Origin of the sequence: Lysinibacillus sp. Y5S-8 (assembly GCF_036894365.1) — a bacterium.
Taxonomy (GTDB): Bacteria; Bacillota; Bacilli; order Bacillales_A; family Planococcaceae; genus Lysinibacillus; species Lysinibacillus fusiformis_D.
The window spans coordinates 3,118,472-3,135,410 of record NZ_CP145889.1; the positions used below are offsets into that span (position 1 = coordinate 3,118,472).

A 16,939-nucleotide genomic window follows, 5' to 3' on the forward strand; every position below is an offset into this window, starting at 1 on the left:
TCGGATTTCTCACTAATTGAAGCTAGTTTTGTCCCAGCCTCAATTACTTACATTATCAAATTGTTTTAGCCATTGTTATATTCGTAATTTCATAACCCATTTTTTCATATAATCCACGTGCTATTTTATTATGACCAAAAACGTTTAAACCAATTTTATTCATACCTAACTCTTTAGCAATAATTTCAGCTTCTTTCATTGCTTTCTTGCCATACCCTTGCCCTTGATATTGTTCAAAAATCACAAAATCATAAATATAACCTTCATTAGGATTTTTAGGGGCTTTTTGCGAAATCCAAATCATTCCAACTAAAATATCGTCATGAAAGATAGACAATAAATGATTATTTTCGGTCTTCTCACCATTTGGTAGTAGTCGTTCAAATGATTCCCTCGACAAGTTAATCGCTTCATCTTCACTCCAATTTCCGGAAGCGATTTTGTCTTTTGCATAGTCTTCAATTGCATAACTAATATATTGTTTGAACTCTTCTTGGTTCATAGGTTTTAATGAAATCACTTTATTTCCCTCCTAATCTATCTTTTAATCTTAACATTTTTTCAAAATTTCTCATAATTACACTTAAAATTAGTTTTTTATTTATTAAATGCTACGCTGTGCAATAATAATTTTCAAACCTTCAAAATCACCACTTGTCATAGTGCCATTATTGAATTTTTCCAACCATGACCTATCAATCCTTTACCGACTGCTTCTTGAATATAATCACGTACAGCAGCTTTTGCAGTTGTCCTTGTGAATTTCATTGTGTCATCATCCTTTGCAATTGTGTAATAGCACCTACTCGACTTAGGGTTGCCACATCATATAAAGACTGTGGAGGACCAACAGCAATATCCCATGCTAATCGTGACTTATGATTGCTGTCTAGTGTCCAAGTAACAATTTGTCCTGGTCGAGTTCTTCCTTGTTCATAAAGGTACTTCTGTCGTTCTTGTGAGCAGATATGTTTCAGTAATAAAGATGTTCTTAATACCTGCTTTAAAGCACCCTTGGAATAACAATCTACATGCTGTTTGTGCAGCTGGCAATAGTTCAGAGATCTCCCTGCATGTTGTAGTAATGCTTGTCATTTTACATCACTCTTAGGCTTGTCATAATTCAATGCTTGTTCGCTGTCTGAAGTGCCTTTTGTAGTCGGGGCAACAAAATAATACCAAGTAATCCTAAAATGCTTAATACTGTCTCTGAAAAGGCTGTGATTTGTGCATTGTAAATCGTAATATTGACATTAAAAATGCCCGCTGTTTGATTAGCGAGCACTAGTAGTAATTCGATTAATGACACCCCAAATTGCTTATATTGCAAACGTTCTTTCCAGTTAATTTCCATGTGTAATTCCCTCCATTTTATCTAAACGTTTATGTGCTTGTTTACTTGATTCCTCGACAAGAATCACACGCTCTGATAACCCTGTAACACGCATTTCTTGCGCTTTAATATCAATTTATCCCAGCATTAATATTGTCTAATTTTGTGCGTATTACAGCTGAATCAGATGCATCATTTTTACATCCTTGTCTCGATTGAAATTGTAAGTAAGTACTCCAATAAAAGCTCCTAATACTGCACATAAAATTCCGATTAAAGCTACTGTTTGACTGTCCATGTCAATACCTCACAAATAGAAATAGCACTGCTCGGCACAGTGCATTACTTAGGTCTTGTTGTATAAAAAGAACCCTCCACAGATGATTTGGTAGTCAAAGGAAAAAGGACACATCATAATGACATGTCCCCTAACCATTTAATAAAAAAATAATAAATTTATGGTGCAGCTTGAACTGTTACGCTTAAAACGTTTGTAGGGTCAGAAGGTAAACGCACTTTGACTATTTGTCCTATTTGTGTACCCCACATAATTGTTCCATTAACAAAAGTAGTAACTAATGTCCAATTAGAAATTGGTGTAATACCATCTGATTGTAAATGACGTATTTCAATTTGCGTGGATGACGGTAACCCTACAACTTTACTGTTTGGGTTTGCATAAGCAGCACCTATTGTTATTGTGCCATTCTCGTCTTATTCATGTACATGCTTTATAACGAGCCTTCACCACACAGGCGACTTTCATCGCATACGGCGATCCGTCAGCAGTAAATCTAGTACTTATTTCCCCGTCAACATTGTAATTTTATTTCTAAATTAATTCAATAGAATTTTGACAAGGTAAAGAAATCTTAACCTTCCATAGACCTTATCATTTTTAGACAATAAAAATAACGCTAGCTAATGCTGCGTTTACTGTTCACCTGATTCTATAATTGCTTGTTTATATTATCATTCCTTACGGCACACACATGCTACAACTTTAATCGAAAACGGTACACCTGTTAAAACATTATAAAAAAGATTAGGACATAGTCGAGCTGCCGTAACAGAAGATCGCTATGTCCACCTCACTGAAAAAATGGCCAGAGATGCTGCTAACATCTTTGACTCATTCGTTCAAGATATATAAGAATTACTAACGTATTTTTTATGATGGGAAACACCACAAAACACTTATTTCAAACCCCTATAAACACTGTTAAATCAACCTTACTTCGAATCATCCATCTTCAGCACAGCCATGAATGCCTCTTGAGGGACTTCGACGGAGCCTACTTGTTTCATACGTTTTTTACCTTCTTTTTGTTTATCAAGAAGTTTTCGCTTACGAGAAATATCCCCACCGTAACATTTCGCTAAAACGTTTTTACGGATGGCTTTAATTGTTGAACGTGCCACAATTTTTTGACCAACTGCTGCTTGAATTGGTACTTCAAATTGTTGGCGTGGAATTAATTCTTTTAATTTTTCTACAATAATTTTGCCTCGATCATAGGCAAAGTCACGGTGTACGATAAAGCTTAGTGCATCGACCTGCTCACCATTTAGTAAAATATCCATTTTCACTAATTTTGATGGCTGGTAACCGATGAGTTCATAGTCGAAGGATGCATAGCCCTTCGTATTTGATTTTAAATAGTCAAAGAAATCATAGACAATTTCTGATAAAGGCATTTCATAAATGATGCTTACACGGGATGTATCAATATAATCCATCGTCATGAAATTACCACGCTTCAATTGACAAAGCTCCATAACCGCTCCCACATAATCATTTGGCACCATAATGGTTGCCTTTACATAAGGTTCCTCAACACGCTCGATTTTTTGTGGGTCTGGCATAAAGGATGGGTTATCTACTTTAATATCAGTGCCATCTGTCATATGAACATTGTAAATTACAGAAGGTGCTGTTGTAATTAAATCAATATTAAATTCACGCTCAATACGCTCCTGAATAATTTCCATATGGAGTAATCCTAAGAAACCGCAGCGGAAACCAAAGCCAAGTGCTTGAGATGTCTCTGGCTCATATTGTAGAGCAGAGTCATTTAGCTCTAGTTTTTCTAACGCTTCACGTAAATCATTGTATTTAGCTGTATCAATTGGGTATAAACCACAATAAACCATTGGGTTCAAGCGACGATAACCTGCTAATGGCTCGGCTGCAGGACGATTTGCATAGGTTACAGTATCACCTACGCGTGTGTCACCTACGTTTTTAATAGATGCTGTTAAATAACCTACATCACCAACTGTTAATTCAGCCTGTGGCACAACCTTTGGTGTATGTACCCCAACTTCAATAACCTCGAATTCCGCACCTGTTGCCATCATACGGATTTTGTCGCCAGGCTTGACAGTCCCGTTGATCACACGAATTGAAATGATAACACCTTTATAGGCATCGTACACAGAGTCAAAAATTAAAGCTTGTAGTGGAGCATCAGGATCACCCGTTGGTGCTGGTACCTTCTCCACGATTTGCTCTAAAATATCCTCAATACCAATACCTGCTTTTGCAGAAGCTAATACTGCTTCAGATGCATCCAGCCCGATGACATCCTCTACTTCTTGACGCACACGCTCAGGATCAGCTGCAGGTAAGTCAATTTTATTAATAACAGGTAAAATTTCTAAATCATTATCAAGTGCTAAGTAAACATTTGCTAGTGTTTGCGCTTCAATACCTTGTGCGGCGTCCACAACTAAAATGGCACCCTCACAAGCAGCTAAACTACGGGATACTTCATATGTGAAATCGACGTGTCCTGGTGTGTCGATTAAATGGAATGTATACACTTCGCCGTCTTTTGCTTCGTACTTTAATTGAACTGCATTTAATTTAATCGTTATCCCTCGCTCACGCTCTAAATCCATTGAGTCGAGGAGCTGTGCTTTCATTTCACGGGAAGTTAAAGATTTTGTTTGCTCTAAAATACGGTCAGCAAGCGTTGATTTCCCATGGTCAATATGTGCAATAATAGAGAAATTTCGTATATTCTCTTGTCGTTTTAAACGTGCATCTCGGTTCATCTTTTCCACTCCTAATTAAACTATAATGAATTATACTATGAACATAACGCAAAGTACAACAGCAACTAGACTAGAAAGCCTATAATATCAATACTTTCAGTGTTTAATGCTGTTTTTAGATTTTACAGTATTAAGTATATAAATGCAGAGAAATTAAGGGTGCATTTGTCCAAATTCAACTTTAGACCATATATTTGCACAGAAAAAGTCAGTCAACAGACAAAACTGTGTAGACTGACTTTTTCATTAATTTTTCTTGTTTAAGGATTGTTGAATCAGGTTTGTTAAAACTTCTACCCCTTTTTTCTCTAAATGAACGCCATCTGGGGCGAAGTATTCTGGATGATTGAGTGCTGCAGCATGCCAGTCAATGAGTGTAATATGTTCATGCTCCTGGGCTTTTTGCTGTAATGCTTCATTCACTTTTGCCTCCCATGAACGCGGCACACGTGTATTCACTAAATAAATATCAGCATTTGAAAAAGCGGCAAGGAGTGTGTCCATTTGGTCATTCGTAAAATAACCATTTGTCCCCAATTGAAGAATGACTGCATGATTAGGTTGATTAAAACTTGCATAATTCGGTGCTAGTTTGACAGCTTGTGAAACTTGGCGACCTATTTTTCCATCAACTGTAATAGTTGGGTAAATAGTATGTAAGCTCGGGCCAATATCAATCATAAGTGAATCACCAATCGCTACTATTCCACGATAAAACTCATCCTGTTCAGGCACTATATTTACATCATTTTCTTCTTGCTTTGGTGTTTCTATCTGCTGAACATCCTCCACTTTCTCTTCCTTGGAAGGTTCGTTAGTTGATAACTCTGATTGCTGGTCATGCTCGTTTAAATTGGTTGTAGGCTCATCACCATTAATTTTGATGTTTGTTGGATATGAACTCGAAGCGCTTTGCTGACCTTCCCCGACTACCCCTGTCATTCCTGTGAAAAACATAAGAAGGAAAAGTGGAGCCATTACCGTTGAAATTTTTCGTGAGAATGAAAGACTCCCCCATTTATTTTTGTTAAAGACAAAGTATTTTCCATAATAGGCTCGGAATCCTTCTTTACGGATAGGCATTTCAATGAAGCGATAGGATAGCTCTGCAATCATAACGATAAGTACGATTTGAAGTGCAACCCGCCAATAAGAAGGGTTGCCAATTTCATGAATAGGGGTACCTAGTACCATGACAGGATAATGCCATAGATATATACCGTAGGATCGAGAGCCAATCCAACAAAGCGGCCTCCATGCTAGTAGTTTTCCTAAAATGCTGACTGGGTGACAAATACATGCAATCAAAACTGCTGCATTTAAGCAAAATAAGAACATGCCACCTCTATAAAGGAAGGGTTGATATTCATCTACATAAACAATACTAACTAGAAAAATCATAAGCGTAATGAAACTCAAACTATTTAGTTTCTTCACATGGTTTGTTGATAATTTTTGTGCAGATAGCCTTTTCATTGGCCAAACAAGAGCTAGCCAACAGCCAATTAATAGTTCAAAACAGCGTGTGTCCGTTCCATAATAGACACGGCTCGGATCTGCACCTGGCTCATAAAGAATCGCCATTACTAGAGCCGAACAAATCGCTCCGATAAAGACAACTTTAGCCAGTTTACTTTGTTTTTGAAAAATATAAAGGCCAATCATTAAGAGCAAGGGCCAAATCAGATAAAATTGTTCTTCAATAGCTAGCGACCATAAATTTTTTAAAGGCGACGGGGAGCCAAAACTATCAAAATAAGAAAGTTTATGAAAAATGAACCACCAATTACTTGAATAAAAAATAGAGGACAACGCATCTCCACGTAATGTATGAAGGAGTTCTTTATGAAAAAGCGTTGCCCAGACAAATGATATAACAATCATCACGTAGGCCGCTGGTAGTAACCGCCTAAATCGTCCAATCCAAAATTTCTTTAGACTGACTGTTAATTGATTGCCCTTTACAGGCAAAATGGTAGAGGTGATTAAATAGCCTGATAATACAAAAAAGATATCTACTCCTAAAAAGCCACCTCTAGCCCAATTGAAGTTAAAATGATAAGCAATAACTGCTAATACGGCTAATGCTCGAATTCCGTCTAATCCAGGAATATAACGATGATTTAATGACTTGCCTGACATACTATTCCTTCCTTCAATAATCTATCAATTTCCTTTTGCATAATGGCCTTATAGCTACTATATCAAGATAAAACCTGTTATCCCTTAATAGCACCTGTGATTTGAACATCATCTCCTCTTTATACTTTTTCATTTTGTGCACTTATATGTTTGACGTTTGAAATACGATAAAAGTTTTAGAGAAAAATGAAACGTAATCACTCTTTGTCTTTTTAAAATTCATATGTATGTTTGCTATTGTCTTAAAAGGCACTCCAAAAAATGGTAGATGCTTCAAAAGCACATTTTGCCTTACTTGCATATGCCTTCATTAACGTTTTATCATGAAAATCGAAAGCCAACTTGAAAATTATAAGACAAGAATGAAGCAATGGAAAGACAAATAATTTGATTTTGCTCTGGAAATTTTTATGCTAAAATAGCAAAAAGTGAGTCTGTAACAGACTCACTTTTTGTCATCCTTGTTCTATTGTTTTGAATCATTTACAAATGCTTTTGATATGGCCTTGCCAATTACGGCAATCGTACGATTAACCTCTTCCTCCGTATTGCCAATTCCACCAATCTCAACAATCATCATTTGCTTTGCCAAATCCTGATTATATCGCCCATCAACACCATCACCACTTTTGGAAATAACACCTTTTGATATTTTTGGAACGATGGCATTTAATGTGGAGGATAAACTTTCTGCATACGCTGTATTCCAGCGGTAATTTGCATGCTCTGCACCAACCACAATAGCAATTTTCGCATAGTTTTCCCCATTATATGAGATCGTTGTAAGATCATGTTTTAATGAGTCACGATGTAAATCTAGTATTAAATCATAATTATTTGTTTCTAAATGCTTACTTAAATAAGGTCTCATTACATTATAGGATTCATGATATCCCTTACCCTCAGCTTGTAATTTCTTCATAATATCTACGTCGAGGATATTTGTCTTCAAGCCATTTACATTAAAATGATTCACAATCTTATCCTTTAGACTCATAATATTGACTGTTTCATGAGAAGTCGCTACCTTACCACTCACAGCTTTCACCATCGGTTCGTATGCTTCATGTGAATGAGTAAATAACACTAACACTTTAAATGGGTCCGGTTCTAGGGCTTGATCTGGTTCAGGCTCTTTCGTTTGTTCCAGTACACTTTGTTCAGCTAAATTGGTAGCGGCAAACACGACTTGCTTATCTTCTGATTGTTTAATCGGAGTCGATGCTTGCTTGTTGAACGGAAGTTGCCCAGCAATGACAGGTAATACGAAAAAGAACAATAATATACCAAATGACCATTGTAGTTTTTTTAGCAAAGTCACACCCTCCTCCCCATATCGTATGGAGAGGGGGTGTCATTTAGAACGAAAATAATTTTCTTGTTTTACGCATAAATCTGAGTGTTTTAGAAGGTCTATCAAGAACATTTTTAGAGCCTTTATTATAAATCACTTGCCCAGTTCATAAGCATGGAAGCCACTAGTTTTGCATAGCGATCAATCCAATAGTCTGCTTCCTTTGGTGTAACCATCAATTGTGTATGTGAGCCAGCGAAGGTTTCTTCAAACAGCTGCTGACGTTCCTCCTTCGTCCATGTCGCCCATTCTCCAAAAATAGGTTGTACTAACGTCATATCGAGCTCTTTATTGATATCGGGTTGCCAAGAGGACAATGAGAGCTTCGATGATGGTTTACTGCGCTCAGCTACACGAGCTGCTATCGAGCGAAGCATCGTTTCTACCGCATCAGCAATTAATACAGGTGCATCTACTACTGTTGGGATACCAATTGCCGTTACAGGAATCCCTAGCATCTCATAGGAAATTTCTTGCCGTTGATTGCCTACACCTGAGCCAGGATGGATGCCCGTATCTGTTAATTGAATTGTTTTACAAAGACGATTACTCGCCCTTGTAGCAAGCGCATCAACCACAATAATTAATTTTGGTTGTAAACGCTCAGCAATCGCAGCCACAAACTCCCCTGTTTCATAGCCCGTTTGCCCTGTAACACCTGGCGCATACATGACAAACTTTTCATCTATCACATCTAAGCTATGCAGATGATCAATTAAATAAGGACCTATGGCATCAGGTGTAATGGTACGATTGCCCAAACCAACAATTAAAATTTTATCATCTTCTTGCCAAGAAAGTGATTCATGCATGTTTTTAAAATTCACAAGTAATTCTTGCTCAAGCTGTGCAAAGCCATCTTGGTCTTCTAATGTCAGTGTTGGGACAGAAAGTGTAATATACTGCCCTTCTTTTTTGCCAATTTGCTTTTCACCCTCAGCATCTACAAGGACATCTGTAATTTTCACTCGACCAGCATTCCGATCTTCTATTTGAACGCCACTCGATTGTTCTAGCTTTTCTTTTTGTTCTTTGGTCTGATGGACAACTACCTCTTCAGATTCATCGATTAAATCTGTTCGTTGCCAATTAAAATTTTGCATACAGTTCACCTCAAGCTGTAGTTTGTTCAAACTGTCAAGTAAATATTCTTTGCATTTATCTATTGCAATTTGGTCAAGCGTTTGTTAAAATGATTTTTGTTGTATTGACACAAGAAATCAATGAGAAGATATCATCTCGTACCTAATTTAGGAGGTGAAATATATGCCAAACATTAAATCTGCGATTAAACGCGTAAAAGTTAACGAAAAAGCAAACATTGCTAATTCTCAAGCTAAATCTGCAATGCGTACTACAGTGAAAAAAGCTGAAAACGCTGTTGTTGCAAACGCTGAAAACAAACAAGAACTTTTACAAGCAGCTTTCAAATCATTAGATAAAGCAGCTTCAAAAGGACTTATCCACAAAAACGCGGCGGCTCGTAAAAAGTCTCGCCTTGCTAAAAAAGCGTAATTGTTTAAAGGATCAGATACTCTATTAGGAGTAGCTGATCTTTTTCATTTTGATAGATAACACAAAAGCTGCCCTTTATTGGACAGCTTTTTATGTTACAGTTGACGTAATAGAAATAATTCTAAATGTCTCTCTCGATTACCACCAGTCGATTTTAGCTGTAAATCAACCTCAGCTAGTTGATATAATGCTCTCAATAAACTTTCTTCTGATGGACGATGACGCTGCTCAGTCATGAGTTTGACACGATACGGGTGAATTTTTAAATTTTTGGCGATTTGTTGTGGATGATACCCTTTCTTCAACAAATAAAAAACATTGGACATGCTACGAACATTGGATGCAAGCAAGCCAACTAACATAATAGGCTCTTGTTTTTGTCGTAATAAATCATGATAAATGGACAAAGCGCTGACCGAATCATTAGCCAAATAAGCATTGAGCATTTTAAAGGCATCTTGCTCCAATGTTTTTGCTACTAGGTCCTCCACTAACGAAACTGTAATTTCTCCACCCTCACCTAAATATAGGGTAAGCTTGTCAATTTCCATCTGCAATTGCAGCATGTTGGCTCCCACCATCGTTACAAGTAGCTCAATAGCCTCTTGTGTGATGCTGTTGCCCTGTGCCTTGACAACGCCTTGAATCCATACGGCTAAATCCTGCTCTTTTGGGGTTTCGGCTTGTACAAGTAATGCATGCTCTTTGAGCATTTTGGTCACTTTTTTACGTTCATCTAATTTTTCATAAGGGGCAATAAAAACCGTTACGGAGAAATCAGATGGATTCGATAACCACGTTTCCAAACGTTTTACATCATGATCGATTTTTTCTTTCCCTTTCTCAGTTGCTTTTAAAAACGAAGCATTTTTAGCAATAATAAGCTTACGTTCTGAGAAAAAAGGAATCGTATCTGCTTCATCCATAACCGCATCTACTGGCACCTCTTCTAAATCAAATGCGGTCATTTCCAGCTCTTCTTCTGGCCCCATCGCTTCTTTTAAACGTTTAATGGTTTCATCTATAAAATAGCTTTCTTCACCAACAAGTAAATAAACTGGGGCTAGCTCACCTTTTTTTATTGTATTCCAAACCTTTGAAATCATAATTTTCCCTCCATCTAGCAATACTATTAGTATACATGATTTCATGGTCCTTTGTGACTTTGACCGAATTGTGTCTATTCCTTGCCAGACTGGGAATTCTCCTTTTCGATATAGCTTTTATGACCATGTTGTCTTATAATAAATAACAGAATTGGAGGGATAACAATGAATCCATTTGAAGGAAAGAACATACAATGTCGACGTAACGATGCCATCGATTCTGGTGTTGGCTTCGGTGTATCATTTGGCGTTTTCACAATTATGTTTATTATTGCAACTATAGTAGAATTCGTATCACAGTAATTGGACTTATGCAGGAAAAAGGCCTTGGTCATTGGACAAGGCCTTTTTCATTTACTGCAGCTGACCAACCATTAGCACGAATACGAATTTCAATGGTTCCATCCACCCCTGTTGTCAAATTCGCTAAATTGCGACTGACAAAACGTTGTACTACTTCTTCATGTGGATGACCATAGCGATTATGAAGACCTGCACTGAAAACCGTTAATTCGGGCTGGAGCAGCTCAACAAAGGCTTCTGAACTAGATGTCTTACTGCCATGATGCCCCGCTTTCAGCAATGTTAGATTGGCTAATAGATGCCCGTAACGCTTGATTAGCTGTTGTTCACCATATTGCTCCAAGTCACCTGTAAATAACGCTGTAAAGTCGTTCTGTTGCATGTACAGTACGAGGGAATCATCGTTTCCTTCATAAAGGGTGTCTTCAGGCGATAAATAATAAAAATTTGTCTCACCACTATGCCATGCTGTCCCCATCATCTTTTCTTTAACAGGTACGTTGTGCTTGTTTGCTTCTAGCAATAATTCTTGCATTAAAGGCTGCTGTAAAGAACCTGGTGTCACGTGTATTTCCTTCATCTTAATCTCTTGTAAAACCTCTTCGGCACCTTCTATATGATCTGCATCCGCATGGGTGGCGATAAAAATATCGATGGTACGTATTCCTTTAGCTTTTAAAAATGGCACTACAACTTGCTTCCCTACCTCATAAGGACTATCTGCTTTTTTCCACTGCTCCTGTTCAAAGCGTAGTAACCCACCCGCATCAATGACATAGACAGCTTTTCTAAAAGGCAATTCAATAACGATACTGTCTCCCTGCCCTACATTTAAAAATGTGATCTGTGTTTCGTTAGACAGCATGGGTGACAGATGAATCCAAATGGCGGGAATAACAAGTGCGACAATAGCCTTCCTGAACCGTCTCGTTTCTAAGTAATATAAACTTGCTAAAACACTTAGCAGCGCTACACAGCTAAGCCAGATCATTGGCTTACCCGGTGACCATAATTGAAATGGTAGCTCCTGCATCTCCATAATCATATGGGTCAGCCCATTACGTAGCGGTTCGTAGCCAGCAAATAGCATATTTGCAAGCGGTAAGGAAATATAGGATAACATAAACACTACAATATTAAATGGTAATATAACAAAGGAAAACAATGGAACAAACATAATATTGACAAAAAACGAGGACATAGATAATTCATAAAAATGATGAAGTAATAGAGGATAAACGAACAGCTGGCAGACAAATGTGACGAAAAAAGAACGACTGAGCCAATTCCCCGTCTGTTTGAAAATGATACCTGAATAAACCAAACTAGCGGTAGCTAAATAGGACAGTTGAAAGCCAATTTGAAAAATGACACCTGGTTCAAGCATAACGAAGCCCATAAAGCTAATGGCTAGTGCATCATCTATTGAAAGAGTCCACTTCAAAAAGCGCAGTAACATCATTAGTTCAACTACAGAGACTGCACGCCAAACAGAAGGTGCACCTCCTGCAATGACCCCATAAACGGGTAAAAGGATCAGTAGTGCAGCCGTAGCCATTTCTTTGCGTATGCCTATTCGAAGTAAGCCTTCAAAGAATAGCCAAGACACGAGTGCGACATGTAGGCCAGAAATCGCAAACAAATGGGTGATACCAAGCTTTTGATAGGCACGCTGCAGTTCACCCTCCATTTGATCTTGTGCCCCTATTAAAAGGGCTTGTGCCTCAGCTACAAGGGATTTTGGAAAGGTCCTGTCTATATGTTTTTTCATACCGTGTCTTATTTCAGCCAAAAAGGTGAAGATGGAAGACTGCTTTTCGACATAACGCCAGCTAGCGATTTCCACAATGCCTGTTGCTCCCTTGCTTGTTAAATAGTCAGTCATTGAAAATGCATAAGCATGTGCAGATGGAGACGGTGCTACAAGCTCACCCCTGGCAAGATATGTTTTGCCTGCTAATGAAGTATTTTCATATAAACTTTTTTCTTGCTCTGATGAAAAGGTATATACCACATAAAGCTTTTGACGATTTGTAGTTGTAGCAAAACCACGGAGTTTTTGGCCGTTTATTTTATAATCGTTTGACCAGGTTATAGGGAAGGTTTTTGGTAAGGGGGAAGGTTCCGTCAGTTGATAGGTAGAAAGAAAAAAATAAGCGAATAAAGCACTTATCATTACAAACGTCACAAGAAAACGTGACTCACCTTTTAAGATGAGCCACAGGGCTAAAAGCAATAAAAAAGTGAGTAGCCATGCTGACGAGTGTGCTGCAATAGCCGCTACAAGTACAGCAAGAGCTACAAAGATCCATTTATGCTTTAAAGCTCGATGCCAAATAATGCACTCACCTTCTGTTCATATGGGAGCAACTTTTCGGCTGGCACGCCACTCTCGCGAAGCTCATGAAGCATTTCTGTGTACAAGGCTAGTTTTTCATCTCGTAAAAAATCGATTTTACGGTCATCAAAGGGTACATGAACAACTTCCACGCCCGCTTTTGCAAACAATTCCTGGGCATAGGGATTATTTTTATAATCTGTTGCGTAATAGACACGTTCAATGCCCGCTTGAATAATGGATTTTGTACATGGTAGACATGGGAAATGTGTTACATACAAATCAGCACCTTTTGTCGGTGTTCCATATTTAGCACATTGCAGCAAGGCATTCATTTCAGCATGCACCGTACGCACACAATGGTTGTCAACTACATAGCATCCTTGTTCAATACAATGTTCATCTCCTATAATGGAACCGTTATAACCGCCTGCAATGATGCGTTTTTCACGCACAACAGTTGCCCCTACTGCTAGTCTTGTACATGTACTACGTAATGCGAGTAAATGGCTCTGTGCCATAAAAAATTGATCCCAAGTAATTCGCTCCATATGATTACCTCCAAAAATTGGCTTACAAATTATATTTCTCTTGCTTTTCTACTATAGTGTATCCCTTATAGAAAAGAGGCGTCAATATTACATCCTGTAAAACGTTTACTTTACAGTAATCGCATCTTTTAGCTTCTCAAATGTTTTATCACCAATACCACTTACATTTTTTAAGTCTTCGATCGCTTGAAAGTGTCCATGTTCCTCTCGATACGTAAGAATACTTTGCGCTTTCGAGGGGCCGATTCCTGGTAAGGTTGCTAGAATTGCTATATCGGCTTGATTAATATTAATCTTCTGCTCTTTAGGAGCACTTTCAGTAGGTATTGTTAAAAGAGTTGTAGCTCCATCTTCTAGCTGTTCGCCCTTTGTGGGAATATAAATCACCATTTCATCCTGCACTTTTTGCGCATGATTCATGCGCTGTGTGTCAGCATGCTCTGTATAGCCACCTGCAAGCTCGACAGCATCTTTTATGCGTTGGTCTTGCTGAAGCTCATAAACGCCTGGATACATCACAGCACCCTTTATATCAACAAATATCTGCTGAATCACCGCTTCTTCAGCAGTTTCACTATGATTTTTTTCTTCAAACGATTGGATTGTCTCGATGAGCTCTTCTTGGGGAGGTGAAGAGTCAAAACTCGAAAAATAGAAGTAACAAAGTCCACTGACTACCAGTATGCTGGGGAATAACATACTTTTTTTATACTTTTGCCATAAAGATTGGAGCATAGCACCCATCCTTTCCTTGCAAAAGGTCATCATATGGAGTTATCTACATCATACACTATGACTTGTTGATTGAAAATAATAATAAATATCAGGAGATTCTATTGACTTGCTTAAGAGAGGCATTCTTCGCTTTCGCCTTGCTATCCACCGATTTAAGCTTGCTTTCCTTCGCTTTCGCTTTTCTATCCACTGATTTAAGCACGCTATCCTTCACTTTAGCCTTTCTATCCACCAAAAGAGCCACACTGCCCATTGGGGACAGTATGGCTCCGTTTTCTTTATTTCACCGCACGAATAAAAATGCGTTCGCTTTCATATTCAGGTGCTTCATCCGTAAAATCAGCTGTGATTTCCACATCATGAAAACCAATGGCGCGCAGCCAAGCCATATACTGCTCTATTGAGAAAGTACGTTGTAAATGCTCTTCATCAAAACGTTCATATAACTCACTTGCGATATCTCGCACATAAAAGGTCATTTGATGTGTAACAGAATGCTCGAAATCAGCTGGTGCTGTATGCCATACATAACTAATGTCCCCATCATCATACGTAAACGGTCCGTCTAAAAAGATCTCATTCATCTTAAATAATGAATGAACATCAAAAAACAGCTGTCCTCCATCACGTAAAGCATGATAAATACGTTCTAATGTTGTATAGACGGCTTGCTCCTCTACAACATAATTAAGGGAGTCAATGGTAATCGTCACAACATCTAACGCCTCAAAGCCATCTAATTCGTCCATCGACATACAATATAACGGAGCTTGGTAGCCTGCATCAGCAAAGCGTTTTGCTGCAATGGACAGCATCTCTTCTGATAAGTCGACTCCGCTGACCTTATAACCAGCATGGGCAAATAACAAGCTAAGCACACCTGTACCACAACCAATATCTAAAAGTGTGGGGTATTGGCTGCATGGTGCATGCTGTACAACCCAATCTACATAAAGATTGTAAGGAATATCCGTTTGTAGCTCATCATAGACATGGGCAAAGCGTTCGTAACTACTCACTTAGCTTAGGCCTCTGGCATGTCTAGCTGCGGTGCATCGCCCCATAGACGTTCTAAATTATAATAAGCACGCTCATCCTTATGGAATACATGCGCCACTACATCTCCAAGGTCAACAAGTACCCAACGCGCTGCATCGAAACCTTCGACACGACGAATTTCATAGCCTTGTTGTTCTGCTATATCCTGTAACTCACGCGCGATTGCTTGCACTTGGCGGTCAGAGTTACCGTGGGCGATGATAAAATAATCTGCTAAAAGGGAAATTCCTTGCATATTTAAAACGACAATATCCTCACCATGTTTGTCGTCAATTGCTTTGTACGCTGCTTGTAATAAAGTTGAAGTCATCCTTCACTATCCTCTCTGTTCATCGTATCGTTATAACATTCTATTGATAAAGGATAAATTGGTTGCTTTGTGTCTATTAAAAATGCCAAAGTATGGCGTACACATGCACTCATCGCCTTATCCAAATTTTTTTGCGCCTTCTTTCGCAGACGCTCCACACCATCAAATCGACGGTTTGGCTCAATCATATCTGCGACAAAAATGATTTTTTCTAAACGACTCATCCCAACGCGTCCTGTTGTATGGAAACGAATCGCATTTAACAACTCATCGTCTGTGATGCCAAACTCACTTTGCGCTATATAGGCACCGACTGGGCCGTGGAGTAATTCACTGCCCCAGCCAATTAATTGTGGATCTAAATTTTCATCACGAACGATATTCTCCATCCATTCAATGTCTTCATATTTAGCAATATCATGGAGGATTGCTGCTATTTCAGCTTTTTTAACATCCTCGCCATATTTTTGTGCTAAATCGATGGCTGTTTCCATTACACCGATTGTATGAATATAACGTTTTTCAGGCATTCTTGGCTTAATCGCCGCTAAATACTGTTCGCGTTCCATAAAGACCTTCCTCTCGTATGAACGTCTCTACCGCTTCTGGTAATAAAAATGTTACCGTTCCCCCAGTCGCAAGGCGTTCACGAATCAGTGTGGACGATAAATCGATTTGAGGCACTTCCACCATACTTATAGGGTACTCTGTTGTCGCCGCTGTTCCTGGACGCTTTACTCCGACAAACCGCACGATTTTTACTAAATCATCAATACAATGCCATGTATGTAGCGAATCAATCATATCGCCACCGATGATGAAGTAAAATTTCACATCCGGTTCTCTTCTACACAAGGCAGAAAGTGTCTCATAGGAATAGGATACGCCACCCTTCTCAACCTCATACGACTCTACTGAAAAATAAGGAAATGGGCAAATTGCACGCTTCACCATTTCGAGTCGTTCGACATTACTAGCATCAAATCGAGCCTGCTTATGTGGTGGTATGGCATTTGGCATAAAACGGATTTCATCAAGCTCTAGCGCATGAAAAACCTCATTAGCCATCATGAGATGCCCTATATGTGGTGGGTTAAATGTGCCACCTAGTAAACCGACCCTTTTCATCGTCT

17 protein-coding genes are annotated in these 16,939 nt (G+C 38.6%); 2 read left to right on the forward strand and 15 right to left on the reverse strand.

Annotation, left to right across the window (positions count from 1 at the left end; translation table 11 throughout):
• Positions 1-55: 55 nt before the first annotated feature.
• The 7 genes from V6670_RS15120 to gpr all read right to left on the reverse strand — a co-directional run bounded on the left by V6670_RS15120 (position 56) and on the right by gpr (position 8,992).
• Positions 56-520 carry a GNAT family N-acetyltransferase gene (locus tag V6670_RS15120; RefSeq protein WP_338651561.1) on the reverse strand — a complete coding sequence of 155 codons (465 nt, stop codon included), beginning with the start codon at positions 518-520 and terminating at the stop codon, positions 56-58.
• A 603-nt stretch (positions 521-1,123) separates the two neighbouring features.
• On the reverse strand, positions 1,124-1,354 hold the full coding sequence (locus V6670_RS15125) for a phage holin (protein ID WP_338651563.1): 231 nt from the start codon (positions 1,352-1,354) through the stop codon (positions 1,124-1,126).
• Positions 1,355-1,505: 151 nt separating this feature from the next.
• Complete coding sequence (locus tag V6670_RS15130; RefSeq protein WP_338651565.1) at positions 1,506-1,631, reverse strand: hypothetical protein; 126 nt, start codon at positions 1,629-1,631, stop codon at positions 1,506-1,508.
• 935 nt (positions 1,632-2,566) lie between these two features.
• Positions 2,567-4,393, reverse strand: coding sequence for a translation elongation factor 4 (lepA, locus tag V6670_RS15135; protein WP_058844222.1), 1,827 nt, complete (start codon positions 4,391-4,393; stop codon positions 2,567-2,569).
• 246 nt (positions 4,394-4,639) lie between these two features.
• Positions 4,640-6,535, reverse strand: coding sequence for an acyltransferase family protein (locus V6670_RS15140; RefSeq protein WP_338651567.1), 1,896 nt, complete (start codon positions 6,533-6,535; stop codon positions 4,640-4,642).
• A gap of 466 nt (positions 6,536-7,001) precedes the next feature.
• Positions 7,002-7,856: a stage II sporulation protein P gene (gene spoIIP / locus V6670_RS15145; RefSeq protein ID WP_338651568.1), complete on the reverse strand. Its 855-nt coding sequence runs from the start codon at positions 7,854-7,856 to the stop codon at positions 7,002-7,004.
• Between the two features lie 119 nt (positions 7,857-7,975).
• Positions 7,976-8,992, reverse strand: coding sequence for a GPR endopeptidase (gene gpr, locus V6670_RS15150; RefSeq protein WP_036121869.1), 1,017 nt, complete (start codon positions 8,990-8,992; stop codon positions 7,976-7,978).
• Between the two features lie 163 nt (positions 8,993-9,155).
• Between gpr and rpsT the strand changes: the two genes are divergently transcribed.
• A complete protein-coding gene (rpsT, locus tag V6670_RS15155; RefSeq protein ID WP_036121871.1) occupies positions 9,156-9,404 on the forward strand; it encodes a 30S ribosomal protein S20 in 249 nt (82 codons plus the stop codon).
• Positions 9,405-9,499: 95 nt separating this feature from the next.
• Here rpsT and holA read toward each other — a convergent pair whose 3' ends face one another.
• Positions 9,500-10,510 carry a DNA polymerase III subunit delta gene (gene holA, locus V6670_RS15160; protein WP_338651570.1) on the reverse strand — a complete coding sequence of 337 codons (1,011 nt, stop codon included), beginning with the start codon at positions 10,508-10,510 and terminating at the stop codon, positions 9,500-9,502.
• 165 nt (positions 10,511-10,675) lie between these two features.
• On the opposite strand from holA, the gene V6670_RS15165 reads away from it, so the two are divergent.
• On the forward strand, positions 10,676-10,813 hold the full coding sequence (locus tag V6670_RS15165) for a YqzM family protein (protein ID WP_036121877.1): 138 nt from the start codon (positions 10,676-10,678) through the stop codon (positions 10,811-10,813).
• A 28-nt stretch (positions 10,814-10,841) separates the two neighbouring features.
• Here V6670_RS15165 and V6670_RS15170 read toward each other — a convergent pair whose 3' ends face one another.
• The 7 genes from V6670_RS15170 to V6670_RS15200 form a co-directional block, all read right to left on the reverse strand.
• Positions 10,842-13,001 carry a DNA internalization-related competence protein ComEC/Rec2 gene (locus V6670_RS15170; protein ID WP_338651572.1) on the reverse strand — a complete coding sequence of 720 codons (2,160 nt, stop codon included), beginning with the start codon at positions 12,999-13,001 and terminating at the stop codon, positions 10,842-10,844.
• A gap of 131 nt (positions 13,002-13,132) precedes the next feature.
• Positions 13,133-13,702 carry a ComE operon protein 2 gene (locus V6670_RS15175; RefSeq protein ID WP_036121883.1) on the reverse strand — a complete coding sequence of 190 codons (570 nt, stop codon included), beginning with the start codon at positions 13,700-13,702 and terminating at the stop codon, positions 13,133-13,135.
• 105 nt (positions 13,703-13,807) lie between these two features.
• On the reverse strand, positions 13,808-14,437 hold the full coding sequence (locus V6670_RS15180) for a helix-hairpin-helix domain-containing protein (protein WP_338651573.1): 630 nt from the start codon (positions 14,435-14,437) through the stop codon (positions 13,808-13,810).
• A 278-nt stretch (positions 14,438-14,715) separates the two neighbouring features.
• The gene (locus V6670_RS15185; RefSeq protein WP_036121889.1) at positions 14,716-15,456 is read right to left on the reverse strand and encodes a class I SAM-dependent methyltransferase; all 741 of its coding nucleotides are present in this window, start codon (positions 15,454-15,456) and stop codon (positions 14,716-14,718) included.
• 5 nt (positions 15,457-15,461) lie between these two features.
• Positions 15,462-15,806, reverse strand: coding sequence for a ribosome silencing factor (gene rsfS, locus V6670_RS15190; RefSeq protein ID WP_036121893.1), 345 nt, complete (start codon positions 15,804-15,806; stop codon positions 15,462-15,464).
• A complete protein-coding gene (gene yqeK, locus V6670_RS15195; protein ID WP_036121894.1) occupies positions 15,803-16,375 on the reverse strand; it encodes a bis(5'-nucleosyl)-tetraphosphatase (symmetrical) YqeK in 573 nt (190 codons plus the stop codon). Before yqeK ends, rsfS begins: the two co-directional genes overlap by 4 nt.
• On the reverse strand, positions 16,344-16,934 hold the full coding sequence (locus V6670_RS15200; protein ID WP_338651574.1) for a nicotinate-nucleotide adenylyltransferase: 591 nt from the start codon (positions 16,932-16,934) through the stop codon (positions 16,344-16,346). Before V6670_RS15200 ends, yqeK begins: the two co-directional genes overlap by 32 nt.
• Positions 16,935-16,939: the final 5 nt, after the last annotated feature.